The sequence below is a fragment of the Streptomyces sp. NWU339 genome, assembly GCF_003143855.1.
In the GTDB taxonomy this organism is placed as follows: domain Bacteria; phylum Actinomycetota; class Actinomycetes; order Streptomycetales; family Streptomycetaceae; genus Streptomyces.
The window spans coordinates 25,170-50,924 of the sequence record NZ_QFRK01000044.1; the positions used below are offsets into that span (position 1 = coordinate 25,170).

A 25,755-nucleotide genomic window follows, 5' to 3' on the forward strand; every position below is an offset into this window, starting at 1 on the left:
GCCCCGTTCAGTGACCCGTTCCGCCCACACCGCAGGCCCCGCCCGCCCGGCTCGGCGGAACGTCGGCGGGCGGCCTGCTGCGGGTGACGACGCGGCTGCCGCGGTCGTCGACGACGCGGACCTGGAGCGAGCCGCAGCCGCAGCGGGTCCACACGGTCCTGCCCGCCGCGGTGGTGTGCCGTGACACCAGCCGGAACGGCTCGCCGTCGTCCGGCCATCCGCAGTACGGGCAGATGACGCCGGTCGAGCCGGTCGCGCCGGTGGTTCCGGGCGTGCTGGTCATGATGACTCCTCAGCTCCTCACATCCCCGGGTCCGCGCATCCTCGAGTCCGCGCGTTCTCAAACCCGCGGCTCCCATTACGCCATGGCCCGGTCGGCCGTCGTGACACAGCCCAGGGTGCGCCGGAGCATCCGCATACGTCCAGGTTGACTTTGTGGACTTGACCGTGAAGCGTGAACTACATGATTGACCTGCGCCGACTGCACGTCCTGAGGGCGGTCGCCCACTACGGCACGGTCACGGCGGCAGCCCAGGCCCTGCACTTCACCCCGTCCGCCGCCTCCCAGCAGATCCGCCGCCTCGCCCGCGACCTGGGCGTCGACCTGCTGGAACCGCAGGGGCGCGGGGTACGGCTCTCCCCGGCGGCCGAGAGCCTGCTCGCACACGCCGACGCCATCCAGGCCCACTGGGAGCAGGCCGAACTGGACCTGCGGGCCGACCGCGGCGCCCCCGCCGGGCTGCTGCGGGTGACCGGATTCCCGGTGGCGATCTCGGTGCTGCTGGCGCCCATGGCGGCCCGGCTGGGCGCGCGTCATCCGCGGCTGGCGGTGCGGATCCTGGAGACGGAGGTGCCGAAGAGCTTCGACCTGCTCTTCGAGGGGGCCACCGATCTGGCGATCGTGGAGGCCACTCCGAGGAACCCGCCGCTCAGCGACGCGCGCTTCGACCAGCGGCCGCTGCTGGACGACCCGTTCGACCTGGTGGTCCCCGAGGGGCATCCGCTGGCCGGGCGGGAGCGGGTCGACCTCGAGGAGGCGGCGCGCGAGCCGTGGATCGCGCCGGTGCCGGAGAGTCCCTGCCGGGCGCATGTGATGTCGGCGTGCGGCGCCGCCGGGTTCACCCCGGACGTCGTCCACCACGCCCTCGACTGGAACGTCACCGCCCACCTCGTCGCGCACGGGCTGGGCGTCGCCCTGATCCCGCGGCTGGCCCAGCCGACCCCGCAGCTGCCGGTCACCCGAGTGCGCTGCACGGGCAACCCGCACCGCAAACTGCTGACCTGCACGCGAGGAGGCGGCCACGCCCGCCCGGCGGTCGAGGCCGCCCTGCGGGAACTACGCGAACTGGCGCCGACGGCCGTCGCCTGAACACCGGTCGGGGTTGAGCAGCCGGGTGGGCGCTCGGGGCCGGCACGGCCTCCCTCAGGTTCTTCGAGCCGGGGGACCCCCATGACCCGCGTTCACCTGCGCTGATGAGGTGCCGCCGAGCTCCTGTGACCTGATCCGCCGGGCAGGCCCCCGGTCGCCCGTCGCCGCCTACCGCCGTCCGGGTGCCCCCGCGCGCAGCCCGTCCATGATGAGATCCAGCAGCCGGGCGGCCTGCGGTTGCCAGTTCCCGGCGGGATCGAGCTGCCAGAGGCAGCCGATCGCGAGAGTGAGGTCGTCCGCGCTCACCCCGGGCCGGATGGATCCGGCCTCCTCACAGGCGCGCAACAGGAGGTCAGCCGCATCGGTCACCGGGGTGTGGGCCGGCTTCCCCGGGCTGCCCGGCGTACTGGTGGCCTGCCGGATGGCATCGGCGAGTCCCACCTTGGTCATGGCGAAGAGGGCGAGCCGGTCCATCCACTCGCGCAGCGCCCGGTCGGGTTCCCGGGTCTCCAGCAGCCGGGCGGCGCTGTCGGCGACCTGACGCATCTCGTGCCGGTAGATCTCCAGGACGAGCGCCTTGCGGCTGGGGAAGTTCCGGTAGAGCGTGCCCTGCCCGACGCCCGCCTTCCTGGCGATCACGCTCAGCGGGGTGTCGGCCGACCGGGTCAGCTCGGCGAGGGCCACCTCCAGGATGCGCTCACGGTTGCGCCGGGCGTCCGCACGCAACGGTGCCTGCGCGCGGGGGGACGCGTCGTTCTCCTGTCCCACTCGTCCCTCCTCAGCGGACGGCCGTGGCCGAAAGCCGTTCTTGCTAACCGGACAGCTGTCCGTTACGTTTTTTCGAGTAACGGACAGCCGTCCGCTTCGGTGCATCGTATCGGTGGCCGCGGACGGTGCGGGAAGCCGGACCGGCGTGCCGGTGCGCCCGGGGGCGACCGGTGCCCTCGCATCCGCTCCCGCACGGTTCCGTTCCTCTCCCGTGTGCCCGATGCCCTTCTCCGACCTTCTGACCGCTGTCCTGACCCGTCCGCCTTCCGGAGGGCCCTGTTCGGTCTGCCCGGATCCGCGAAAGAAGGCTGTTCATGGCCCCCTCGACGTCCAGCACCGTCACTCTGAACATCAACGGCGAGAAGCACGCTCTGTCCGTCGACCACCGCACCACACTGCTCGACGCCCTGCGCGAGCGCCTCGATCTCACCGGTACCAAGAAAGGCTGTGACCAGGGGCAGTGCGGTGCCTGCACCGTCCTGGTCGACGGCCGCCGGACCGTGTCCTGCCTGCAACTGGCCGTGGCGGCGCAGGAACGGGAGATCACCACCGTGGAAGGCATCGCCGACGGGGAACGGCTGCACCCCGTGCAGCAGGCCTTCCTCGACCTGGACGGCTTCCAGTGCGGCTACTGCACGCCCGGCCAGATCTGCTCCGCCGTCGCCGTGATCGAGGAGTACGCCGCGGGCTGGCCCAGCGCCGTCACCACCGACGTACGGCCCGACGCGGGACCACCACCCCTGACCCCGCAGGAGATCCGCGAACGGATGAGCGGAAACCTCTGCCGCTGCGGCGCCTACGTGTCGATCGTCGAGGCGGTCGCCCGCGCAGCTGCCGAACACACCGGGCCCACCACACCCGTCAAAGACCCGGACCGGACCCGGACCACGGACCGCGCCGAGGCCGAGGAGGCCGCCGCATGAGGGAGTTCGACTACCGTCGTGCCGATGACGTCCCCGGCGCGGTCGCCCTGCTCGGTGCCGACCCCGAAGCCCGTTACCTCGGCGGCGGAACCAACCTCGTCGACCTGATGAAGACCGGCGTCGAACGCCCCGTCCGGCTCGTCGACGTACGCGAACTCCCCCTGAACCGGATCGAGTCGACCGGGAACGGCGGACTGCACATCGGCGCCACCGTCACCAACAGCGACCTCGCCGCCCATCCCGAGGTACGGCGCCGCTATCCGGCGTTGCCCCAGGCCGTGCTCGCCGGCGCCTCGGGGCAGCTGCGCAACATGGCCACCGTCGGCGGAAATCTGCTCCAGCGCACCCGCTGCGGCTACTTCACCGACGTGACCCAGCCCTGCAACAAGCGGGACCCCGGCAGTGGTTGCCCCGCCGTCGAGGGCGAGCACCACAACCACGCCATCCTGGGCGCCTCCGAGCACTGCGTCGCCGTCCATCCCTCCGACATGGGTGTGGCGCTCACCGCCTTCGACGCCGTCGTCACCTACCGAACCACCGACGGACCGGGCGAGTTACCCATTGCCGACTTCTATCTGCCGGTCGGCGACAGCCCGCATCGGGAGACGGCTCTGCCGCAGGGCGCCCTCGTCACCGGTGTCACGCTGCCGCCCGCGCCGACCGCCGCCCACTCCCGCTACCGCAAGGTGCGCGAACGCGCCTCGTACGCTTTTGCCATCGGCTCGATCGCCGCCGCCCTCGACGTGAGGAACGGCGTCGTGCGCGAGGCGCGTCTCGCCTTCGGTGCGGTCGCGTCCCGGCCATGGCGGGCCCGCGCGGCCGAACGCGTACTGACCGGGGCCCCGGCGGGCGCCGACCACTTCACCGCGGCGGCCGACGCCGAACTCGCGGCGGCCCGGCCGCTGCCCGGTAACGCGTACAAGATGACGCTCATGCGCAACCTCGTGGTGGCCGTCCTGTCCGAACTCGCCGAGGAGACCGCCCGATGACCACCACGACCGGCCGTACGACGGTGACGGGCGCCGTCGGAACCGCCCACACCCGAGTGGAGGGCCGCGAGAAGGTGACCGGAGCCGCCCGCTACGCGGGCGAGATCTCCTTCGACGGCCTGGCCCACGGCTGGCTGGTGCTGTCCACCATCGCCCGCGGCCGGATCAGGTCCGTCGAGACCGCCCCCGTCCTCGGCATGCCGGGCGTGCTCACCGTACTGCACCACCAGAACGCCCCCCGCCTGGAGACCGACTACATCGGCCTGCTGGGCGTCCCGCCGGACCCGACCGCCGCCGTCTTCCAGAACGACCGTGTCCCGCACGCGGGTTGGCCCGTCGCACTCGTCGTCGCCGAGACGTCCGAGCAGGCCCGGGAGGCCGCCGAAGCACTCGTCGTGACGTACGAACAGGAGCCGCACGACATCGAGTTCTCCGGAGACCGCCCGGACGCGTATCCGGTGGACGGGCACATGCCCGGGGTGACGGAGAAGGGCGACCTGGCGGCCGAACTCGCCGCGTCCACCCATGTCCTGGACGTCGAGTACACCACCCCCGAAGAGCACCACAGCATGATGGAACCGCACGCGGCGACCGCCCTGTGGGACGGCGGGCGGCTCGAGGTCGTCGACTCCAACCAGGGCACCACCTGGGTCGCCGACGAACTCCGCCGGATGTTCTCCCTCGACGCGTCCGCCGTGCGGGTGCGCTCCGAGCACATCGGCGGCGGCTTCGGCAGCAAGGGCCTGCGCGCCCACCAGGTGTCCGCCGTCATGGCCGCCACCGCGCTGCGCCGCCCGGTCCGCGTGGTGCTGACCCGCCGTCAGATGTTCTCGCTCACCGGCTACCGCAGCCCCACCGTCCAGCGGATCAGGCTCGGCGCCGACGCCGACGGACGGCTGCGCGCCCTGGAACACCGCTCGCTCAGCCAGACGTCGACGGTCTGGGAGTTCGTCGAGCCCAGCGCGAGCGTGGCACGGGTGATGTACGACGCCCCCGCCCACCGCACCGCGAACGAGGTGGTGCGCCTGGACGTGCCGTCGCCGGCCTGGATGCGCGCGCCGGGCGAGGCGCCGGGCGCGTTCGCGCTCGAGGCGGCGCTCGACGAGCTCGCCGAGCAGTGCGGCGTCGACCCGATCGAGCTGCGCCTGCGCAACGAACCCGACCGCGGCCCGGTCTCCGGGATGCCGTTCAGCGGCCGCAACCTCACCGCCTGCTTCCGGGAGGGCGCCCGTCGCTTCGGCTGGGCCGCCCGGGACCCGCGCCCCGGCGTGCGCAGGGAAGGGAACCTGCTGATCGGCACCGGTACCGCCGCAGCCTCCTTCCCCGCCGGCGCCGGCCCCTCCACGGCCGCGGTGACGGCGGAGCCGGACGGCACCTTCACCGTGCGGATCGCCGCGGCCGACATCGGCACCGGAGCCCGTACCGCGCTCACCCTGGTCGCCGCCGACGCGCTCCAGGTGGCGCCCGCGCGGATCCGGATGCGGATCGGTGACAGCGACTTCGGCCCCGCGATGATCGCCGGCGGTTCCACGGGCACCCGCTCCTGGGCCTGGGCGATCACCGTCGCGGCCGCCGAACTGCGGGAGCGGCTGGTGCCGGGCGCCGCCGTCCCCCCGGAGGGAGTGACCGTGCGCTCCGACACCACCGCGGCCCTCGGCGCGCTGGCGCAGAAGGAACGGCACTCCTTCGGTGCGCAGTTCGCCGAGGTCGCCGTGGACGTCACCACGGGCGAGGTACGGGTGCGCCGGATGCTCGGGGTGTTCGCCGCCGGGCGGATCGTCAACCCGCTCACCGCGCGCGGTCAACTCGTCGGCGGAATGATCTGGGGCATCTCCATGGCGCTGCACGAGGAGGGGGTCCGCGACCGCTCCTCCGGCCGCCACTACGGCGGTGACCTCGCGGGCTACCACATCGCCACCAACGCCGACGTGCCGGTCGTCGAGGCGGACTGGGTGGACGATCCGGACCCCGACGACCCGGTCGGTATCAAGGGGATCGGCGAGGTCGGCATCGTGGGAGCCGCGGCCGCCGTCGCCAACGCGGTCTGGCACGCGACCGGAGTGCGGCACCGTCGGCTTCCCATCCGGCCGGACCGGATCCTCACTGTGGGCGGGCCGCATGTTTGACATCGCCGGTGAGCTGCACGAGTGGCTGGACGAGGGCCGGGAGTTCGCCGTGGCCACCGTGGTGTCGGTGGGCGGCAGCGCACCGCGCGGCCCAGGCGCGGCGCTCGCCGTCGACAGCGCGGGCACGGTGATCGGCTCGGTCTCCGGCGGCTGCGTCGAGGGCGCGGTGTACGAGCTGTGCGTCCAGGCGCTCGCGGACGGCGCGACCCGGGTCGAACGGTTCGGACACAGCGACGAGGACGCCTTCGCGGTGGGTCTGACCTGCGGAGGGAACATCGACATCATGGTCACCCCGGTCGATGTGCGCGCTCCCGCCCGCGAGGTGCTCCAAAGGGCCCTGTCCAGGGCCGCCCGCGGCGAGCCGGGGGCGCTCGTCCGGGTCGTCGAAGGCCCTGACGAACAGCTCGGCGGGGCACTCCTCGTGCACTCCGACGGGTCGTACGAGGGTGGTCTCGCCGGCCACCCGGATCTGGACCGGACGGCGGCGGCCGAGGCGCGGGTCCTGCTGGACGGCGGACGCACCGGCACCGTCGGCCTCTCGGCGGACGGATCGCACTGCCCGGGCGGCCTGACCCTGTTCGTGGAGTCGTCGCAGCCGCCGCCCCGGATGATCGTCTTCGGCGCGGTCGACTTCGCGGCGGCGCTGGTACGGGTCGGCAGATTCCTCGGCTACCACGTGACCGTCTGCGACGCCCGGCCGGTGTTCGCCACCCGGGCCCGGTTCCCGGCGGCCGACGAGATCGTGGTCGACTGGCCGCACCGCTACCTGGGCACCACCGTGACCGACGGGCGCACGGTGCTGTGCGTGCTCACTCACGACGCCAGGTTCGACGTACCGCTGCTGACGGCGGCGCTGGCGATGCCGGTGGCGTTCGTCGGCGCGATGGGGTCACGCCGTACCCACGAGGACCGCGTACGGCGACTGCGCGAGGCAGGCGTGGGGGAGCGGGAACTGGCCCGGCTCAGGTCGCCGATCGGTCTCGACCTCGGGGCGCGTACGCCGGAAGAGACCGCCCTGTCCATCGCGGCGGAGATCGTCGCGGCCCGGAGGGGCGGCACGGGAGTACCGCTGACCGGCTCGCAGACGCCGATCCACCACGACGAACGCGCGACGGCCGGGGTCTGAGCGCTGGGGGACGGGCGACCCGTCCGCACGGCCGAAGGGGCCGGTGCCGTCGTCGGTACGGCACCGGCCCCCTCGGGACAGGTCGTGCGGGGTGCGGTCAGGCGGCGGCCGGTGCGGTGGCGTGGCCGTTGAGGGCGACGATGACCTCGGTCAGCTGCCCGACGACCTCGGCGTCGTCGGCGGGGTGGACCTCGGCGAAACGGGTCACGGAGCCCGGGATCGAGAGCTTGATGTCCTCGATCACCTTGCCGCCCGCGATCCCCAGGGCCTTGCGGGACTCGTCCTGCGCCCAGACGCCGCCGTACTGGCCGAAGGCGGTGCCGATCACGGCGACGGGCTTGTCACCGAGGGCGGCGGCGCCGTACGGGCGGGACAGCCAGTCGATGGCGTTCTTCAGGACGGCCGGCATCGTGCCGTTGTACTCGGGCGTGAAGAGCAGCAGGGCGTCGGCGCTGCCCACGGCCTCGCGCAGCTGCGTGGCGGCGGCGGGGACGCTGCCCTCGACGTCGATGTCCTCGTTGTAGAAGGGGATCTCCGCGAGACCTTCGTAGAGCACCACGTCGGAGCCCTCGGGCGCGAGCTTCACCGCGGCCTCGGCGAGCTGACGGTTGTGCGAACCGGCGCGAAGGCTGCCGACGAGGGCGAGGATGCGGACGGACATGAGAACTCCTGGGGGGTGAAATTCCGGGTGGAACATGGGGCGGGACATGTGGTGCGACGGCCGGGCGCGGCGGCGTGACGAAACATCGCCGCAACAATCCGGACCGAGGTCCGTTTACTTTTCTAGCACCCTAACCGGACCCTGGTCCAGTTTCTTCCCGATGCTTTACTCTGGCTTCATGTCCGCCGTGCCGCCGCCCGCCCCGATACCTCAGGAGCCCGTCGAGCCGCAGGAGTTGCCGCAGCTCGGCGGCGAGATCGACGAGCCCTGCCTGCGAGCCGACGCGGCGCGCAACCGCGCCCGACTGCTGGAGGCCGCCGCTCTCCTCGTCGCCGAACGCGGCGCGGACGGCCTCACCATGGAGGCGGTGGCCGCGGCGGCCCGGGTGGGCAAGGGAACGGTCTTCCGGCGCTTCGGCGACCGCACCGGGCTGCTGTCGGCACTGCTCGACCACTCCGAGAAGAAGTTCCAGGCCGCCTTCCTCGCCGGACCCCCGCCGCTGGGGCCGGGAGCGCCGCCCGCGGAGCGCCTGCGGGCGTTCGGCCTCGCCCTGCTGCGCCGCACGGCCGACGAACTGGAACTGCAGCTCGCCGCCGAACCGTGCGCCGACCGCCGCTTCACCAGCCCGCCCCGCCGCGTGCTGATCCACCATGTGTCGCTGCTGCTGCGCGAGGCCGTCCCCGGCGCGGACTGCGAACTCCTAGCCCACACCCTGATGGCGCCGCTCGACCCCGCCCTGGTCCACCACCTGACCCAGCAGCGCGGGATGCCGATGGAGCGGCTGGAAGCCGCGTGGGCGGACCTCGTCGACCGCGTGACGGGTTCCGAGGTCCTCCCCGGCTGACCGGGTCGGCTCGCCGCGGCCGCACAGACCGGAGCGCACCACCCCGACCGCACGGCCAAGGCGCCCTGAACTGGGACGGAATCGTGCTGCTGCGCTCTCAACTCCCCCGGCTGAAGGGCTCGTTCGGGCTTCTGCAAAGATGCGTGGCGTCATGGTGCAGATACCGAACCCACCCGCGCCCGCATCCGTCGCACTGCCGCGCGCCGTGCCCACGAGCGCCGACGTGGCCCGACTGGCCGGCGTCTCGCGCGCGACCGTCTCCTACGTCCTGAACAACGCCGAGGCCGTCCGGATCAGCGAGCCCACCCGCCGCCGCGTCCGCGACGCCGCCAGGGAACTCGGGTACGTGCCGCATGCGGCGGCCCGCAGCTTACGGGCCGGCCACAGCCGTATGGTGCTGATGCCGGCCCCGGCCTTCCCGGTCGGCCCGGTCTACAGCCAGTTCGTCAACGACCTCCAGGTGGCGCTCGGCCGCCTCGATTACACGGTCGTGCAGTACGGCACCGTCGGCGTGCACGACGACGAGGCCGCCCGTGCCTGGGCCGAACTGCGTCCCGTGGCCGTGCTGGTCCCCGGCTCCGGGCTCGGCCCGCGGGGCGTCGCCGTGCTCAAGCGCTCCGGAGCGCGTGCCGTGATCACCCTCGGCCCGGAGTCCGTCGAGGGCGCCCACGCCCTGCTCATGGACCACGACGTCGTCGGCCACAGCGCGGGCGCCCATCTGTTCGACCGCGGTCGGCGCCGCATCGGCGTCGTCGTCCCGCGCGAGCCCGGTCTGGGGGCGTTCTCCGCGCCCCGCCTGGCCGGCGTGCGTGCGGCGCTGCGCGGCACCGACGCGACGGTCACCGAACTGCCCCTCGCCCACGACGAGGGCGCCGCCGCGCGGCTCGCCGCCGGCTGGCGCGACCTCGGCCTCGACGCCGTGTTCACCTACAACGACGAGTACGCGATGCTGCTGATGCGGGCCCTGGACGACGTCGGCGTCCGCATCCCGGAGGAGACGGCCGTGGTCGGCGCCGACAACCTCATGCTGGGCCGGCTGCTGCGGCCCCGGCTGACCACCGTCCACCTCGACCTGCCGTCCGGCCGGGAACTCGCCGAACTCGTCGACCGCGCGGTGCGCGATCCCGCCGCCGCACCCGAGGCCCACAAGGTGCTGGGGGCGTCGGTGGTCCAGCGCGAGTCCAGTTGAGGCCTATTCGTGGGCCGGGCGCCCGCGCCGCATGCGATGTCCGGTCACATCGTCGGGCGATTGGGGGAGTCGGACCGTCCGGATGGCGACTAGGATGTTGCCCGCTCAACCAAATGGTACGCGGAAGGACAGCCGGGCTCGCGCTCGCGCGGTGCGCCGGTGACCGATCGGAGAGCCCACACATGCCGTTGCTCGACCCCACGACCTGGCAGCCCCGTCGTCTCGCGGGACCCGACCACACCGTCACGGAGCCCGCCACCGGCGAACAGCTGGCCACCGTCACCCTCGCCACCGGTGAGGACGTCGGGGCCGCCGCCGAAGCGGGCCGCGCTGCCCAGACCGAGTGGGCGAAGGCCCCGCACTTCGTCCGTGCCGCGGTGCTCCGCAAGGCCGGCGACCTGTTCGCCGCGCACGTCGGGGAACTGCGGGAATGGCTGGTCCGCGAAGCCGGCAACATCCCCGGCAAGGCCGACTTCGAACTGCACGTCGCCGCCCAGGAGTGCTACGAGGCCGCGGCCCTGGCCTCCCGCCCGCCCGGTCAGGTGCTGCCCACCGAAGGGCCCCGGCTGTCGTACACCCGACGGGTGCCGGTGGGCGTGGTGGGCGTCATCGCGCCGTTCAACGCGCCGCTGATCCTGTCCATCCGCTCCGTCGCCCCGGCCCTCGCGCTCGGCAACGCGGTCGTCCTGAAGCCGGACCCGCGCACCGCGGTCTGCGGCGGACTGGCGCTCGCCGCGGTGTTCGCCGAGGCGGGGCTGCCCGAGGGACTGCTGCACATCCTGCCGGGCGGCGCGGAGACCGGTCAGGCGCTCGTCGCCGACCCGCGCGTCCCCGTCATCTCCTTCACCGGCTCCACCGGCGCCGGCCGGCACGTCGGGGAGGCCGCGGGCCGTCACCTCAAGCGGGCCCACCTGGAACTCGGCGGCAACTCCGCGCTGATCGTGCTGGAGGACGCCGACCTCGACGCGGTGATCTCCACGGCCGCCTGGGGATCGTTCTTCCACCAGGGCCAGATCTGCATGACGACCGGACGCCACCTGGTGCACGCCTCGCTCTACGACGAGTACGTCGAACGGCTGGCCGCCAAGGCGGACTCACTCGCCGTCGGCGACCCGCACCGCGACCAGGTCCACCTCGGCCCGCTCATCGACCGTGGACAGCTCGACAAGGTCCACGCCCTGGTCGAGTCCAGCACCGCCGGCGGCGCGAAACTCGCCGCGGGCGGCACCCACGACCGGCTGTTCTACCGGCCCACCGTCCTCGCGGACACCGACGACGACACCCCCGCGTACACGGAGGAGGTCTTCGGCCCCGTCGCACCCGTACGGTCCTTCAGCGACGCCGATGAGGCCGCCGCCCTGGCCGCCGCGAGCCCCTACGGCCTCTCGCTGGGCATCGTCACCGCCGACACGGCACGCGGCCTGGACCTGGCGGAGCGGATCCCGACGGGGATCGTGCACATCAACGACCAGACCGTGAACGACGAGGCCGTGGCCCCCTTCGGCGGCGTCGCCGCCTCCGGCACCGGGTCCCGCTTCGGCGGCGACGCCAACCTGGACGCGTTCACCGAGGTGCGCTGGACCACCGTGCGCGGGGACGTCGCGCAGTACCCGTTCTAGAAGGACCCGTTCCGGAAGGACCCGAGCCGGGGCCGGTCGGTCACTGGCCCCGGCTCGGGCTCCCCGCCTCGCCGCCGGCCTTCGCCTGCTGCTCGGCGATCGACTTGCGGACCTCGTCCATGTCCAGCTTCCGGGCCTGCCCGATGACGTCCGTCAGCGCGGCTTCGGGCAGGGCACCCGGCTGGGCGAACACGGCCACCTGGTCGCGGACGATCATCAGCGTCGGGATCGACCGGATGTCGAAGGCCGCGGCCAGCTCCGGCTGCGCCTCCGTGTCCACCTTGCCGAACACCAGGTCCGGGTTGTCCTCCGCCGCCTTCTCGTACACGGGAGCGAACTGACGGCACGGCTCGCACCAGGACGCCCAGAAGTCGATGAGAACGAACTCGTTCTCCGTGACCAGCTGGTCGAAGTTCTCCTTGGTGAGCTCCACGGTGCTGCTCATGGTGTTTCCTCTTCCTGATGTCGGGTCGAGCCATCCGCACAACACGGCCGGCCGGGTCACGTATTCCGCGCCCCTACCCATGTGGCCACCACGCACACCACCCACCAGACTGACCCCATGAGGCAAACGGAACCGACAGGACCGACGGGGTCGACAGGATCGGCGGACCTGGAGCCCGTGGACTACGACGTCGTCGTGCTCGGCGCCGGGCCCGTGGGGGAGAACGTCGCCGACCGCACCCGCGCGGCAGGGCTGACCACCGCGATCGTCGAGAGCGAACTGGTCGGCGGCGAGTGCTCCTACTGGGCGTGCATGCCCAGCAAGGCCCTGCTGCGCCCCGTTCTCGCACGGGCCGACGCCCGCCGCACCCCCGGCCTGAGCCGGTCGGCGCAGGGACCGCTCGACACGAGCGCGGTCCTCGCCCACCGGGACGAGTACACCTCGCACTGGAAGGACGACGGTCAGGTCCAGTGGCTGGAGAGCGTCGGCGTCGAACTCCACCGCGGCGTCGGGCGGATCACCGGCCCGCGCATGGTGACCGTCACCGCCGGCGACGGAACGCGGCGCGTCCTCACCGCCCGGCACGCCGTCGCCGTCTGCACGGGCAGCCGCGCGCTGCTGCCCCCGCTGCCCGGACTCGCCGACGTGGCGCCGTGGACGAGCAGGGAGGCCACCAGCGCCAAGGCCGTGCCCGGCAGGCTGGTCGTGGTCGGTGGCGGTGTCGTGGCCACCGAGATGGCCACGGCCTGGCAGGCGCTCGGTTCCCGGGTCACGCTCCTGGTACGCGGCAAGGGCCTGCTGTCCCGGATGGAGCCCTTCGCCGGAGAGCTGGTCGCCGAGGCGCTCACCGAGGCTGGCGCGGACCTCCGTACCGGTACCTCCGCCGCCTCGGTGACCAGGGAGAACGGTGCCGTCGTGGTCATCACCGACACGGGGGAACGGATCGAGGCCGACGAGATCCTCTTCGCCACCGGCCGCGCCCCGCGCACCGACGACATCGGCCTGGAGACCGTCGGTCTGGAACCCGGGTCCTGGCTCACCGTGGACGACAGCCTCCGAGTGACCGGCCAGGACTGGCTCTACGCGGTCGGCGACGTCAACCGGCGTGCCCTGCTCACCCATCAGGGCAAGTACCAGGCCCGTATCGCGGGCGCCGCCATCGCCGCGCGCGCCACCGGGGGGCCCGTCGCCGCGGAGGCGTGGGGCGCGTACGCCGCCACCGCCGACCACCATGCCGTACCCCAGGTGGTGTTCACCGACCCGGAGGCGGGTTCGGTCGGCCTCTCCCTGGCCGAGGCGGAACGGGCGGGACACCGCGTCCGCGCCGTCGACCTCGACCTGTCCTCGGTCGCCGGCGCCGGTCTGTACGGGGAGGGGTACAAGGGCCGCGCCCGCATGGTCGTCGACCTCGAGAGCGAGACCCTGCGCGGCGTCACCTTCGTCGGCCCCGGCGTGGGCGAACTGGTCCACTCGGCGACCGTCGCGGTCGCCGCCCAGGTGCCGGTCGCCCGCCTGTGGCACGCGGTCCCGTCGTACCCGACGATCAGCGAGGCATGGCTCCGACTGCTGGAGGCATACCGGGACAGCACCTGAGCCACCGGGAGAGCGGGCCACAGGCGGGCGACCCGGGCCCTACGGCAGTTCGAAGCCCAGGGCCCGCGCGGCCGCCTCCGGCGTGGGCTGCGACCAGCGCTCCACCACCGCCTGGTGGGACGAGAGCGAGCGGGGCTCGGCCCGGTCGAGATAGAGCGTGCCGTCGAGGTGATCCGTCTCGTGCTGGACGATCCGCGCGGGCCAGCCGCTGAACACCTCGTCCACCGCCCGCCCGTGCTCGTCCTGCCCGGTGAGCCGCACTTCGGCGTGCCGCGCCACCACCGCCTGGTAGCCGGGCACGCTCAAACAGCCCTCGAAGAACGCCGCCCGCCCGCCGCCGACCGGCGCGTAGACCGGGTTGACCAGTACCCGGAAGGGTTGCCGCACCCGGCCGCGCGCCAGCCGCACCTCGTCCGGGACGGGAGCCGGATCCTCGATCACCGCGATCCGCAGCCCCACCCCCACCTGCGGCGCGGCCAGGCCGACGCCCGGCGCGGCGTGCATGGTGACCCGCAACGCCTCGACGAACCGCGCCAGCAGCGCGGGGTCCAACTGGCCGTGGAAGGGCTCGGACGCCTGCCGCAGAACCGGATCACCGGCCGCGACGATGGGCAACGGCCCTTCACCGGCGAGGAGTTGCTCGACGCGCTCGGCGAGGGGCGCACGATCGTTCGGATTTCCCATCGGGCCAGGATGACACGTGCCCACGACATCTCCGTTCCGGTGAGTGACGCAGGTCACAACCGTTGCCCGGGAGCCCGCGGCCCCGCCGCCCCGACCACTGGAGCAGCACCACGGCCGCCAAGACGCCCCGGGAGAAGCCCACCGATGACCACCGCTCCCTCGACCACCACGGACGAGGCCCCCCAGCCCCCCGCCCCCGCACGGTCCGGATCCGTCTGGACCACCCTGCGCCCCCTGATCCTGCGCCTGCACTTCTACGCGGGCGTGGTGGTGGCGCCGTTCCTGCTCGTCGCCGCCTTCACCGGCCTGCTGTACGCCGCGTCCTTCCAGGTCGAGAAGATCGTCTACGACCATGAGCTGACCGTCCCCGTCGGCGACCGCGTACTGCCGATCTCCGAGCAGGTGGCCGCCGCCCGTGAGGCGCACCCCGAGGGCGCGGTCTCCGCGATACGGCCCGCGCCCGAGGCGGACGCGACGACCAGGGTGATGCTGTCCGGCGTGCCGGGAGTGGACCCGGACCACACCCTCGCCGTGTTCGTCGACCCGTACACCGGGGAGGTGCGCGGCGCACTGGAGCAGTACGGCTCCACCGGCGCGCTGCCCCTGCGCACCTGGATCGACGAGTTCCACCGCGATCTGCACCTCGGCGAAACGGGCCGCCTCTACAGCGAGTTCGCGGCCAGCTGGCTGTGGGTGATCGCCGGCGGCGGCCTGGTGCTGTGGTTCTCCCGCCGCCGGGCGCTGCGCAAGATCCGTGGCACCAGTGGTCGGCGGCGCACTCTGGGCCTGCACGGCGGCATCGGAGCCTGGGCCGCGGCCGGTTTCATCTTCCTCTCCGCGACCGGACTGACCTGGTCCACCTACACCGGTGCCACCATCGCCGACCTGCGGGCCTCGCTCGGTCAGGAAACGCCCACGGTGTCGGCCGCCGCGGGCGGTGCCCACGCCGAGCACGGCACGGCGGGCGGAAACGGGGGCGACGCCGAGCACGGGGTCGGCCTCGACAAGGTCCTCGCGGCGGCACGAGCCGAGCGCCTCGGTGACCCGGTGGAGATCATCCCGCCCGCCGACGCGGCCTCCGCGTACGTCGTGAAGCAGGTGCAGCGCAGCTGGCCCGAGAAGCAGGACGCGGTCGCCGTCGACCCGGCCACCGGTGCGGTCACCGACGTCGTGCGGTGGGCCGACTACCCGGTGCTCGCCAAACTCAGCCGCTGGGGCATCGACCTGCACACCGGCAGCCTCTTCGGCCTGCCCAACCAGATCGCGCTGATGCTGCTCGCGGCCACACTGATCCTGCTGATCCTGTGGGGTTACCGCATGTGGTGGCAGCGGGGCCGGGGCTCGGCCTTCGGCCGGCCGATCCCGCGCGGTGCCTGGCAGCAGGTACCGCCGTACCTCCTCGTCCCGCTGCTGGCGGTGGTCGCCGTACTGGGCTACTTCGTCCCGCTGCTCGGTATCCCGCTGGCCGCCTTCCTCGCCGTCGACATCGTCCTCGGGGAGCTCGCGCACAGGCGGGGGCGACGGACGTACGGGGGAGGCGAACGTACCGGAACGGCACGGACGCCGTAACCGGGACGCGGCGGGAACCGCGCGGGCCGTCACCGGTCTCCCTCCGGGAGGAACCGGGCACCGGCCCGCGCGACTGCCGTCCTCTACGCGTGGTCGAACTCGCGGTCGAGCCCACCGTCGAACTCGCCCGCCAGCGCGGCGGCGATCCGCAGGTGGGACTCCGCCTCCTCGTTCCGCCCCTGCCGCTCGAGGGTGCGGCCGAGCATCAGCCGGGCGTAGTGCTCCACCGGGTCGCGTTCCACGATGATCCGCAACTCGGCCTCGGCGCGGCGCAGCTGGGCCGAGTGGTAGTAGGAGCGCGCCAGCAGCAGTCGCGGCCCGGTCTGCTCCGGCACCTCCTCGACCAGCCCGCTCAGGACGCGCGCCGCGGCGGTGTAGTCCTTGGCGCCGAAGAACAGCCCGGCGCGCTCCCAGCGCTCGGCCGGGGTTCCGTGGTCGTAGTAGTACCTGGTGTCCACTCGTGACCTCCTTCGATGCCGACAACGGAGCTGGTTGATTGAATATTCCACTACTGGCGTGGGGTGGCGGAGCGGGAATCGACGGAGTGACTCACCGGAGTGACTCACCGCACCCCTCGAAGCTAAGTTGTGCCCATGAGCAATCTCGAGCGGGAAGCCGTTCCGTCCCTGTGCGGCGGTCGCGGCTTCGTGGTGGCGGAGCCGGTGCGTGAGCTCCTCAGTCCCCGGCAGGTCAAGCTCGGCGAGTCCACGGAGGTCCGGCGGCTGCTGCCCAACCTGGGGCGGCGCATGATCGGCGCGTGGTGCTTCGTCGACCACTACGGTCCGGACGACATCGCCGACGAGCCCGGCATGCAGGTGCCGCCGCACCCGCACATGGGCCTGCAGACGGTGAGTTGGCTGCACGAGGGCGAGGTCCTGCACCGTGACTCCACGGGCAGCCTCCAGATGATCCGCCCGCGCGAACTGGGCCTGATGACGTCCGGCAGGGCGATCAGCCACTCCGAGGAGAGCCCTCGCTCGCACGCCCGCTTCCTGCACGGCGCCCAGTTGTGGGTCGCCCTCCCGGACGGCCACCGCCACACCGACCCGCATTTCGAGCACCACGCCGACCTCCCGGTCGTCACGGCACAGGGGATCGAGGCCACGCTCATCCTCGGCGACCTGGACGGTGCCACGTCCCCGGGCACGGCGTACACCCCGATCGTCGGCGCCGACCTGGCCCTGTCGAACGGCGCGGACGTCCGGCTGCCCCTGGAGCGTGACTTCGAGTACGCGGTCCTCGCCATGTCCGGCGAGGTCCACGTGGACGGCGTACCGGTGCTCCCGGGCTCGATGCTCTACCTCGGCTGCGGCCGCGACGAACTCCCCCTGCGCGCCGAGTCCGACGCGGCGCTGATGCTCCTGGGCGGCGAGCCGTTCGAGGAGGAACTGGTCATGTTCTGGAACTGGATCGGCCGGACCCAGGAGGAGATCGAACAGGCCCGCCGGGACTGGATGGAAGGCACCCGCTTCGGCGAGGTGAAGGGCTACGACGGCGCCCCGCTGCCCGCCCCCGAGCTGCCGCCGGTGCCCCTGAAGCCACGCGGAAGGGTACGTTGACCTGCGGAAACGGCTGACTGGTTGGTGACGGGCGGACGACTTGCCGTCGTGTCTTGTCTCCCGTCCCTCCATCGCGTGCATGAACCTTCCCCTTGATCGTGGACACCTGGAGACTGGGACGTGAGGTTCCAGAGGAAGTAGTGCCGGGTGGGAAGCAAGAGCAACCGCAGCAGGCGGTACACGGAGGAGTTCAAACGGGACGCGGTCGCGCTCGTTCGCTCCTCCGGGAAGACCGTCACCGAGGTGGCCCGGGAGATCGRGGTCAGCGCCGAGGGACTGCGGAACCGGGTCAAGCAGGACACGATCGACCGCGGGCAGGGGGCGCCGGGMGAGCTGACGACGGCCGAGCGCGAAGAGCTGCGCCGGCCGCGGAGGCTGGCCGCCGAGCAGGCCGAGACGATCGAGGTGCTGCGAAAAGCGGCGGTCTTCTTCGCGAAGGAGAGCGATCGATGAACGAGGTGTACGCGTTCATCGAGGCGGAGAAGACCACCCATAACGTTGCTCTGTTGTGCCGGCTGCTGAAGGTGGCCCGCTCCTCCTTCTACGCGTGGCCGGCCGGCGAGAAGACGCGCTCGGCGAGGAAGGCCGCCGATGACGCCCTGGCCCACGAGATCACCGTGCTGCACGTCGCCTCCAAAGCCACCTACGGGGTGCCGCGCATCCACGCCGGGCTGCGTCGGCTCGGACACCGGGTGAACCGCAAACGGATCGAGCGCGTCATGCGTGAACGCGGCATCAGCGGTGTCACACGGCGCAGGCGCAAGGGCCTGACCCGCCCGGCCAAAAGGGCGGTGCCCGCCCCGGACCTGCTCCGCCGCGACTTCACCGCGACCGTGCCGGGGATGAAGCTGGTCGGCGACATCACCTACATCGCCACCGACGAGGGCYGGCTGTATCTGGCGAGCTGGCTGGACCTCGCAACCCGCGAGATCGTCGGCTACTCGATGGCCGACCACCACCGCGCCGGCCTGGTCGTGGACGCGCTGAAGATGGCCGCCGGACGCGGGCAGCTGAAGCCCGGATGCATTGCGCACTCGGACCGCGGCAGTGAATACACCTCCGATGAACTCCGAGGTGAAATAGGCCGGTTGGGACTGCGGCAGAGCATGGGCCGCACCGGCTCATGCTTCGACAACGCCGCCGCCGAGTCATTCTTCGCACTGCTGAAGGAGGAGATCGGAACCCGCCGCTGGCCCGATCGGTCCAGCGCCCGCGCGGACATCTTCGCTTTCGTCGAGACCTTCTACAACCGACAGCGCCTACGCCGCCATCCACGCTGGGGCTACCTCACCCCGCTGGAGACCCGGCAGCGCCTCGAACAAGAACACGCCCTCGTGGCGTAAGCATCGAGTGTCCAAGATCACGGGGAAGCTTCAAGCGAGAGCAGTTTGTGAGGCATGCTCGCAAGGCCATCGATGTGTGAGCGTGAGATTGAGTATTACTCGAGTCCTGCGTGCAGGATCGCTCAACAGTGATCACCAGGGCTGGGTTCGGTGCTCTCGCCGAGGTCGGCGAGGAGGCCGCGGATTCGGTCGGCGATGGCGTTGTGTCGTTCGACCTCGCGGAGCCAGCCGCGTTCGACGGCGTCCTGGGCGAGTTGCCGCTCGCGGACGAGGCGGGATCGCAGGCGTGGGGCGTACTCGCTGGTGGTGAGGAACTTCGAGCAGCGGAGGTAGAGGTCGCACTCGCAGGGTCCCTCGGCGGGTGCTCGCAGGCAGTGGCCGAGTTCGAGTTTGGTCTTGAAGAAGTTGGTCTTGAGCCAGTTGAGGGTGTCTTCGCCGATCCTTCTGTTCAGGAGCTCCTCGGCGGCCGGTCCCGCGATCCGTCCGCCGGCGGCGATGACTTTCTCGTACTGCTCCTTCAGGACGGGGTCGCTGATGTGGGAGTAGGTGGCCGACATCTGTGCGTTGCGGTGCCCGAGGATCGCCATGATGGTCTGGATCTGGGCGCCGCCTTCGGCGAGCTGGGTGCCGACCGTGTGGCGGAACCGGTGGGCGGTCACGGTGGGGTTGCCGTCGCCGTCGACGAGTCCGGCTTTGCGGCAGGCGATCTCCAGGGCGTCTTCGAAGAGGAAGTGTCGGCCCATGGGCTTGCCCCGTCGCATGAACACGTAGCGGACCGGCCGTTGGGCCCATGCATCGTGGCGGGCGGCGGCGTTCGCGGCCTTGGCCGCGTCGATCAGCTCGCGCAGCGCGTCCGCCGCCTGGGGATGCAGGGGGACCATGCGCTCGGTGTAGGTCTTGCCGACCGGGATCCGCAGCCGCGGATAGCCGTCGGGGTAGGCGTCCAGGCAGTCCAGGGTCAGCCGTGCGATCTCCCCGCGCCGGGCACCGCTCCAGCGCAGCAGGAGCAGAGCGGCTCGTTGGTGCGGGTCTTGGAGTTCTTCGACCGCGTCCATGAGGCGGTCCAGCTCGGCCCGGGGGATGAACCGCGGTAGCGCGGAGGGGAGTTTGGGCATGTCCGAGCGTCCGAGGAGTGGCCGGCCGGGGACATCGTTCCAGCCCCATTGGCTGGTCTCGCGGAAGAACTGCAGCAGGGCGCTGAGGTAGGTATGGCGGGACCGTGCCGTCAGCGGCCTGCCGGTCCGGGCGTTGATGTGCTCGTGCAGGTGGGCCATGAAGCCCTCGATGTGCCGCCGCTCCAGCTGGGTCATCGCGTCGATGTCGGGGTGGGCCCGGGCGAGCCAGCGCAGGAAGTAGCGGAAGGCGTCGCGTGCGTGGCGGACGGATGCCGCGCGGTCGCTGGTCTGCAACCGGCCGGACAGCCAGCGCGTCACCGGGGCGGCGAGGGCCGTCGGCGTCTTGGGAGGGGTGAGTTCGGTGCGCCAGAGTTCGGCGGTCTTCAGGCCGTGGAACGGCGGCTCGGGGACCTGCCCGATGTTGAACAGCAGCACATGGACGCCGTGCAGCCGGGTCAGACACGCCTTCTGGTAGATCTCGGCGAGCTGGTCCATGGGCATGCGGCGGCGGGCGTTGGAGACATGGCTGGCCCGCACGAACCCGGCCTCCGGCCGGGCGCAGTAGCGCTTGATCTCTTCGGCGAGCGCGGTGAGGTCGTTGAGCCGGATCGCGCGCAGATCGGGGTCACCGCGCATCAGCAGAAGGCGGGTGAACGTCCAGGTCAGCACGGACCGGCCGCTGACGGGCGCATAACCGAGCTGGAGCATGCGGGCAGAGAACGAATCGAGCAGACCCAGGTCCAGCCCGAGGCCGGCGGCAACCTTGGGGACGAACAGGCTGTCGAAGTTCCGGCTGAGAACGTAGTCGGCGTCCAGCCGGAGACCGTGCACCAGCGAGAGGTAGGCGAGGTAGGGGCCTGCCTCGTGGGACGGCCCGATGCGTTTGCCGGGCTCGTGCGCGACGCGTCCGTGCAGGTCCAGGCGGACCAGCAGGGGCTCGGCGAACCAGTCCTCCAGGTTCGGCCAGTGCTTGAGGAAGCGGTTGTAGAAGTAGCGGCGGGACTTGATCGACGCCGGAGCATCGGCGAACGTCGCACGGACCCAGGCGAAGTACTCCTGCCTCGGCGCGTGGCACCGGAGGCGGTCCGGTGCCGGGGCGGGTGCCAGGGCGAGCGCGGTCACCGGTTGTTCTCCAGCGCGCGGGTGTAGTCGGCCAGCACGGCCTCGTCGGAGACCCGGGTGTAAACCTTCGTAGACTCCGGCGAGGCGTGTCCCAGTCGCTTTTGCAGCGACAGCTCCCGCATGCCACCCTCCCACATCGCCGTGGCGTGGGTGTGCCGCAGCGCGTGCGGCGTGGTCTCCGGCGTGCGCAGGCCGAGCTTGTCCAGCCGCCGTGCGAACAGCCGCACCACCGCGTCGTAGCCCAGCGGCTCCAGGCGGCGAGTGCCCTTCCCGCCGACCAGGAACACGAACGGGCTGGTCGCATCGAGCGGACGCTCGTGCATCACATAGCGGCTGACCGCGTCCAGGGTGCGAGGCTCGTGCAGGTCCACCACCCGTTCGGTGCGGGACTTGCCGCGGACTCCGCGCGGGTGGTCGTCGCGCTTGCGGACCGTCACCCGGCGGCGGCCGTAGGAGATGTCGTCCAGGTGCAGCGAGAGCGCCTCGCCCGGCCGCAGCCCGCCGTCCAGCATCAGCAGGAACACGGCCAGGTCCCGCAGCCGCTTCAGGCTGCCGATGAACTGCTCCAGCACCGCCTCGTCCACCGGACGCGGCAGCCGCCGCGGCTGCTTGACCGTCACCGTGCGGCGCGTCGGCTGCTGACGGCTCGCCCGGCCCATGAACGGCTGATGCCGGTCCGGCACCCGGGCGAGTGCCGGGTCGAGGCGCTTCTGCATGGGAGAGTCGCCGTCGTACTCCTCGGCGACCACCGCCCAGTCGTAGAAGCTGGAGACCGCAGCCAGGATCCGGTTCACCGTCGCCGGTGCGAGCAGGCTGCCGGGCGCCTCCGGACCACCGACCACGACCCTCAGGCCGAGCCGCTGGGCGGGCCGGCGCGACGGTGCCCGCCTCAGGAACGCCAGCAGCCGCAGGGCATCCGGGCCCCGGAACTGGCGCCAGCCCATGCCCTCAGAAGCGAGGAAGGTGAACAGGCGCCGCAGGTCGTAGGCATACGCGCAGATCGTGTGCGGTGAGAAGCCCCGGTCGACCAGATGGTCCAGGAACCGGCAGGCCGCGGCGACCGGTTCACCGTCACCGTCGACCAACCGAACTCGCCGTACGACACCGCCGTCGCGTTCCTTGACCACCCGCACACCGGCCTCCCCGAGCCTGCACTCGGAGGGCCCAACGAGACCTCCACCTCCACCGCACCGGTTCCGGCATCACTCGAAGGTGTCCAGATAAGGAGATGTACGGGGAGGTCCACCTCAACATGGACACGCGCCTCGACCTCGCCGCAGCTGCCGTGCCCGGCCCACGAACCCCCTCGGATGATCAGCAGACGGTGCACCGGGATCGGGAGGGAGCGGAGTCTTCGCCCGTGCAGGCAAATCGGTAGCGGCGCCGCACCTGACTGTGCCACCCCGCGAGTGAAGGTTGCGCAACCGATGGTCACAAGAACGCGGTCTTGCTATCAGTACAGAGGCAGGGGACGTTGTGGGCTGACGGACTGTCGGGGACGGCGGGAGAGGGGCGGACGTGGCGCGAGGCTGGAAGATCACGGTCATTGTGGCTGCGATGGCAGGCATCGTGTCGACACCGTTGCTCTGGCTGCTGGGCAGCCCGGACACCGGACAGCTGGTCGGTGCATCAGTCCAGGCCGCTACCGGCATCGCTGCCCTGGTCTGGGCACTGCTGCAACGTCCGCCCGTGCCGGCCCCAGCTCCAGGACCGTCGGACATCGCAGCCAACACAGGGAAGGCCGAGGGAACCGGCGGCGGCACGGCCCACACCGGTGTGCGGCGCCCGGGCGGTACGGGAACCGGGACGGCGAAGGCTGAGCGCACAGGAGACGCGACCGCTGACGGCCCAGAAAGCAGCGCTGGCACCGGCGTGGATTACACCTGAACGCAGGGGTCTCGCGATGAAGTGGCGAAAGCGCAAGCCCGCGCCCGAAGACGGGCCAGGACCCGGAATCCAAGTCGCGGACACCGGTGACGCCCAGGCCACCGGCGGCGCCACAGCGATCACCGGCTATCAAGGACCGCCCACGGGCAGTGGCCCTCCAGCGGCAGGGCACGTCTCGATAACCCAGACGGGAACTGCGAACGCAGCTCCTGGCAGCGCAGCGGTGACCGGGTACGTTGCCGGGAACGTCACGGTCGAGTACCGCCCTGCGCCGCGAACTCAGGCGCCCTGGCCTCACCAGGTCGGTGTGATCCCGTCCCGGGCACAGTCCTTCCATCACCGCGCTGAGGAAGAACGGCTACGCGCGGTGGTTGACGGCGGGGGCACCGCAGTACTGCGGCAGGTGCTGACCGGCATGGGCGGCGTCGGCAAGACTCAGCTCGCCGCCGACTACGCCCTCACCGCCTGGGACAACGGCTCGGGCGACAACCTGGACGTCCTGGTCTGGATCACCGCTAGCACCCGCACGGCGGTGGTGACCGGCTACGCGCAGGCAGGCGTCGAACTGTGCCGGGCTGACCCCGGCGACCCCGAACAAGCCGCGCGGACCTTTCTGGCCTGGCTGACCCCCAAGGCCGGGGCGAAGCCGTGCCGGTGGCTGATCGTCCTGGACGACGTCGCCGACCCCGACGACCTGCGCGACCTATGGCCGCCCGCCAGCCCTCACGGCCGCACCCTGGCCACCACCCGCCGCCGGGATGCTGCCCTGGCCGGGGAAGGCCACCGCCTGATCGAGGTCGGGCTGTTTACCCAGGCCGAAGCCGTCGCCTACCTCATCCGGGCTCTGGCCGCCCACGGCCGAGAAGAGCCCGAAGAACAACTCACCGCCCTCGCCTCCGACCTCGGATATCTACCCCTGGCCCTCGCCCAGGCCGCCGCCTACCTCATCGACTCCGGCGAGGACACGGCCGCGTATCGGGAATGGCTTGCCGACCGCGCCACCACCCTTGCCGACACTGCTTCCGACCGGCTCCCCGACGACCAGGCCCTCCCCCTGGCCACCACCTGGTCCCTGTCTCTCGACCGCGCCGACGCCCTCCGCCCCGCCGGCCTGGCCCGCCCCATGCTCCAGCTGGCCACCCTGCTCGACCCCAACGGCATACCCCAAGCCGTCCTGACCAGTGCGCCTGCCCTAGCTCACCTCACCACACACCGCGCTCGAACCTGCAGCCACCCAACCGGGGAAGTCGCCCCGGTCCTCCCCGAGGACGCGGTCCGGGCACTACGCGCCCTGCACCGGCTCAGCCTCATTGACCACACCCCCGACACGCCTCACCGGGCCGTTCGCGTCCATCAGCTCATCCAGCGCGCCACCCGCGACACTCTCACCCCCGACCAGCACGCTCAGCTCGCCCGCACCGCCGCCGATGCTCTGCTCGCCGCCTGGCCCGAGATCGAACGCGACACCGTCCTCGCACAGGCCCTGCGCGCCAACACCACCGCCCTCACCACTCGCGCTGAACAGGCGCTGTACCGGCACGGCGCACATAGGGTGCTGCATCGCGTCGGCCGCAGCCTCGGCGAAGCCGGCCAAGTCACCGCCGCCCGGGACCATTACCAAAACTTCACCAACAGCGCCACGTCCCACCTGGGCCCCGACCACCCCCTCACCTTCTTCGTCCGAAACCGACTCGCTTGGTGGCGGGGCCAGGCTGGGGACGCGGCGGGCGCTCGTACCGCCTTCGCCGAACTCCTGGAAGACATGAAGCGGGTGTTGGGCCCCAACCACCCCGGAACCCTTACCGCCCGGGGCCACCTGGCCCGGTTGCTGGGGGAGACGGGGGATGCGGCCGGGGCCGCCGCCGCCTTCGCCGAACTTCTGAACGACTGGGTTCGCGTGCTGGGCTCCGACCATCCCAACACCCTCAACACGCGGAGTAACCTGGCCTACTGGCTGGGGGAGACGGGGGATGCGGCCGGGGCCGCCGCCACCTTCGCCGAAGTACTGGACGACATGAAGCGGGTGTTGGGCCCCAACCACCCCGGAACCCTTACCTCCCGGGGCCACCTGGCCCGGTGGCTGGGAGAGGCGGGGGATGCGGCCGGGGCCGCCGCCACCTTCGCCGAACTCCTGGAAGACATGAAGCGGGTGCTGGGACCGGACCATCCCAAAACCCTCTTCGCCCGGGGCCACCTGGCCCGGTGGCTGGGAGAGGCGGGGGATGCGGCCGGGGCCGCCGCCGCCTTCGCCGAACTCCTGGACGACATGAAGCGGGTGCTGGGACCGGACCATCCCGAAACCCTTACCGTCCGGAGTCACCTGGCCTACTGGCGCGAGGCGGCGGCTGTTGATCTATCGACCGATTCCTGAACAAGATCAGTAAGCGGCGGTTCACAGCCGGACCGGTGCCGGATCGCGCGCAAAAAACGGTGTCAAAAAGTCGGCGTGCTCAAGAACTTGAGAGGCACCGTTTTCTGTACGTGTGCCGTTCGGAAACGCGTCGCTGCTGGTCAGGCTGCGTATCCGTACTCGTTGATGACGCCGCCGAGTACTCGGGTGCGGAGGAGTCGGCGCGCGGCCAGGTCGGTCGGGGGCGCTGGGTGCTTGTGGCCGAGGGGTGGAAGCTGTCCCCGGGCCTGGTGCGGGCGATGACGGTTGTAGTGCCGGGCGTAGGCGTCCAGGGCCTGTCGGGCGTGGGCCTCGCTGCATATCAGCAGGTGGTCGAGGACCTCGCGCCGCAGGGTGCCGATGACCCGTTCGCMGTGYGCGTTCATCCGAGGAGCTCGCGGCGCGGTCCTCACGACCTCGATGTCGTCGGCCGCG

Annotated in this window: 23 protein-coding genes; 14 read left to right on the forward strand and 9 right to left on the reverse strand. The window is 71.8% G+C overall.

What is annotated here, in order from left to right; all coding sequences use genetic code 11:
* Nucleotides 1-7: 7 nt before the first annotated feature.
* Nucleotides 8-283 carry a hypothetical protein gene (locus DIZ27_RS34255; protein WP_109382305.1) on the reverse strand — a complete coding sequence of 92 codons (276 nt, stop codon included), beginning with the start codon at nt 281-283 and terminating at the stop codon, nt 8-10.
* A gap of 180 nt (nt 284-463) precedes the next feature.
* Here DIZ27_RS34255 and DIZ27_RS34260 point away from each other — a divergent pair, with 180 nt between their 5' ends.
* Nucleotides 464-1,369: a LysR family transcriptional regulator gene (locus tag DIZ27_RS34260; RefSeq protein WP_109382326.1), complete on the forward strand. Its 906-nt coding sequence runs from the start codon at nt 464-466 to the stop codon at nt 1,367-1,369.
* A 168-nt stretch (nt 1,370-1,537) separates the two neighbouring features.
* Here DIZ27_RS34260 and DIZ27_RS34265 read toward each other — a convergent pair whose 3' ends face one another.
* Nucleotides 1,538-2,137 (reverse strand): TetR/AcrR family transcriptional regulator, encoded by a 600-nt coding sequence (locus DIZ27_RS34265; RefSeq protein ID WP_258308672.1) that lies wholly within the window; start codon nt 2,135-2,137, stop codon nt 1,538-1,540.
* A 314-nt stretch (nt 2,138-2,451) separates the two neighbouring features.
* Here DIZ27_RS34265 and DIZ27_RS34270 point away from each other — a divergent pair, with 314 nt between their 5' ends.
* The 4 genes from DIZ27_RS34270 to DIZ27_RS34285 are packed head-to-tail and all read left to right on the forward strand — an operon-like array spanning nt 2,452 to nt 7,301.
* Nucleotides 2,452-3,060 carry a 2Fe-2S iron-sulfur cluster-binding protein gene (locus DIZ27_RS34270; protein WP_109382307.1) on the forward strand — a complete coding sequence of 203 codons (609 nt, stop codon included), beginning with the start codon at nt 2,452-2,454 and terminating at the stop codon, nt 3,058-3,060.
* Nucleotides 3,057-4,049 carry a xanthine dehydrogenase family protein subunit M gene (locus DIZ27_RS34275; RefSeq protein ID WP_109382308.1) on the forward strand — a complete coding sequence of 331 codons (993 nt, stop codon included), beginning with the start codon at nt 3,057-3,059 and terminating at the stop codon, nt 4,047-4,049. Before DIZ27_RS34270 ends, DIZ27_RS34275 begins: the two co-directional genes overlap by 4 nt.
* On the forward strand, nt 4,046-6,175 hold the full coding sequence (locus DIZ27_RS34280; RefSeq protein ID WP_109382309.1) for a xanthine dehydrogenase family protein molybdopterin-binding subunit: 2,130 nt from the start codon (nt 4,046-4,048) through the stop codon (nt 6,173-6,175). The genes DIZ27_RS34275 and DIZ27_RS34280 overlap by 4 nt, the downstream gene beginning before the upstream one ends.
* Nucleotides 6,168-7,301, forward strand: a complete 1,134-nt coding sequence (locus DIZ27_RS34285) for an XdhC/CoxI family protein (RefSeq protein ID WP_109382310.1) — start codon at nt 6,168-6,170, stop codon at nt 7,299-7,301. Before DIZ27_RS34280 ends, DIZ27_RS34285 begins: the two co-directional genes overlap by 8 nt.
* 97 nt (nt 7,302-7,398) lie before the next feature.
* Here DIZ27_RS34285 and DIZ27_RS34290 read toward each other — a convergent pair whose 3' ends face one another.
* Nucleotides 7,399-7,962, reverse strand: a complete 564-nt coding sequence (locus DIZ27_RS34290) for an NAD(P)H-dependent oxidoreductase (protein ID WP_109382311.1) — start codon at nt 7,960-7,962, stop codon at nt 7,399-7,401.
* Between the two features lie 178 nt (nt 7,963-8,140).
* Here DIZ27_RS34290 and DIZ27_RS34295 point away from each other — a divergent pair, with 178 nt between their 5' ends.
* The 3 genes from DIZ27_RS34295 (at nt 8,141) to DIZ27_RS34305 (ending at nt 11,614) form a co-directional block, all read left to right on the forward strand.
* Nucleotides 8,141-8,806, forward strand: a complete 666-nt coding sequence (locus DIZ27_RS34295) for a TetR/AcrR family transcriptional regulator (protein ID WP_109382312.1) — start codon at nt 8,141-8,143, stop codon at nt 8,804-8,806.
* 151 nt (nt 8,807-8,957) lie between these two features.
* Nucleotides 8,958-9,995 (forward strand): LacI family DNA-binding transcriptional regulator, encoded by a 1,038-nt coding sequence (locus DIZ27_RS34300; RefSeq protein ID WP_109382313.1) that lies wholly within the window; start codon nt 8,958-8,960, stop codon nt 9,993-9,995.
* Between the two features lie 182 nt (nt 9,996-10,177).
* Nucleotides 10,178-11,614, forward strand: coding sequence for an aldehyde dehydrogenase family protein (locus DIZ27_RS34305; RefSeq protein ID WP_109382314.1), 1,437 nt, complete (start codon nt 10,178-10,180; stop codon nt 11,612-11,614).
* A 40-nt stretch (nt 11,615-11,654) separates the two neighbouring features.
* On the opposite strand, the gene trxA is transcribed toward DIZ27_RS34305, so the two are convergent.
* Nucleotides 11,655-12,059, reverse strand: coding sequence for a thioredoxin (gene trxA, locus DIZ27_RS34310; protein WP_109382315.1), 405 nt, complete (start codon nt 12,057-12,059; stop codon nt 11,655-11,657).
* Nucleotides 12,060-12,176: 117 nt separating this feature from the next.
* On the opposite strand from trxA, the gene DIZ27_RS34315 reads away from it, so the two are divergent.
* Nucleotides 12,177-13,652 (forward strand): NAD(P)/FAD-dependent oxidoreductase, encoded by a 1,476-nt coding sequence (locus DIZ27_RS34315; RefSeq protein ID WP_109382316.1) that lies wholly within the window; start codon nt 12,177-12,179, stop codon nt 13,650-13,652.
* A 39-nt stretch (nt 13,653-13,691) separates the two neighbouring features.
* On the opposite strand, the gene DIZ27_RS34320 is transcribed toward DIZ27_RS34315, so the two are convergent.
* Nucleotides 13,692-14,336: a peptide deformylase gene (locus tag DIZ27_RS34320; protein ID WP_109382317.1), complete on the reverse strand. Its 645-nt coding sequence runs from the start codon at nt 14,334-14,336 to the stop codon at nt 13,692-13,694.
* Between the two features lie 144 nt (nt 14,337-14,480).
* On the opposite strand from DIZ27_RS34320, the gene DIZ27_RS34325 reads away from it, so the two are divergent.
* Nucleotides 14,481-15,905, forward strand: coding sequence for a PepSY domain-containing protein (locus DIZ27_RS34325; protein ID WP_109382318.1), 1,425 nt, complete (start codon nt 14,481-14,483; stop codon nt 15,903-15,905).
* An 83-nt stretch (nt 15,906-15,988) separates the two neighbouring features.
* Here the strand turns inward: DIZ27_RS34325 and DIZ27_RS34330 are convergent, their stop codons facing one another.
* Nucleotides 15,989-16,363: a tetratricopeptide repeat protein gene (locus DIZ27_RS34330; protein WP_109382319.1), complete on the reverse strand. Its 375-nt coding sequence runs from the start codon at nt 16,361-16,363 to the stop codon at nt 15,989-15,991.
* A 135-nt stretch (nt 16,364-16,498) separates the two neighbouring features.
* Between DIZ27_RS34330 and DIZ27_RS34335 the strand changes: the two genes are divergently transcribed.
* The 3 genes from DIZ27_RS34335 to DIZ27_RS34345 all read left to right on the forward strand — a co-directional run bounded on the left by DIZ27_RS34335 (nt 16,499) and on the right by DIZ27_RS34345 (nt 18,807).
* On the forward strand, nt 16,499-17,464 hold the full coding sequence (locus DIZ27_RS34335) for a pirin family protein (protein ID WP_109382320.1): 966 nt from the start codon (nt 16,499-16,501) through the stop codon (nt 17,462-17,464).
* 147 nt (nt 17,465-17,611) lie between these two features.
* Nucleotides 17,612-17,917, forward strand: a complete 306-nt coding sequence (locus tag DIZ27_RS34340) for a transposase (protein ID WP_109382321.1) — start codon at nt 17,612-17,614, stop codon at nt 17,915-17,917.
* The gene (locus DIZ27_RS34345; RefSeq protein WP_109382322.1) at nt 17,914-18,807 is read left to right on the forward strand and encodes an IS3 family transposase; all 894 of its coding nucleotides are present in this window, start codon (nt 17,914-17,916) and stop codon (nt 18,805-18,807) included. Before DIZ27_RS34340 ends, DIZ27_RS34345 begins: the two co-directional genes overlap by 4 nt.
* A gap of 122 nt (nt 18,808-18,929) precedes the next feature.
* On the opposite strand, the gene DIZ27_RS34350 is transcribed toward DIZ27_RS34345, so the two are convergent.
* Together DIZ27_RS34350 and DIZ27_RS34355 are read right to left on the reverse strand one after the other, a co-directional pair.
* On the reverse strand, nt 18,930-21,044 hold the full coding sequence (locus DIZ27_RS34350; RefSeq protein WP_219933682.1) for a tyrosine-type recombinase/integrase: 2,115 nt from the start codon (nt 21,042-21,044) through the stop codon (nt 18,930-18,932).
* Nucleotides 21,041-22,177, reverse strand: a complete 1,137-nt coding sequence (locus DIZ27_RS34355; protein WP_258308673.1) for a tyrosine-type recombinase/integrase — start codon at nt 22,175-22,177, stop codon at nt 21,041-21,043. Before DIZ27_RS34355 ends, DIZ27_RS34350 begins: the two co-directional genes overlap by 4 nt.
* A gap of 770 nt (nt 22,178-22,947) precedes the next feature.
* Between DIZ27_RS34355 and fxsT the strand changes: the two genes are divergently transcribed.
* A complete protein-coding gene (gene fxsT, locus DIZ27_RS34365; protein ID WP_109382324.1) occupies nt 22,948-25,302 on the forward strand; it encodes an FxSxx-COOH system tetratricopeptide repeat protein in 2,355 nt (784 codons plus the stop codon).
* 140 nt (nt 25,303-25,442) lie between these two features.
* Here the strand turns inward: fxsT and DIZ27_RS34370 are convergent.
* A partial coding sequence (locus DIZ27_RS34370) for an integrase core domain-containing protein (RefSeq protein ID WP_146229047.1) occupies nt 25,443-25,755 on the reverse strand: 313 nt, incomplete at its 5' end.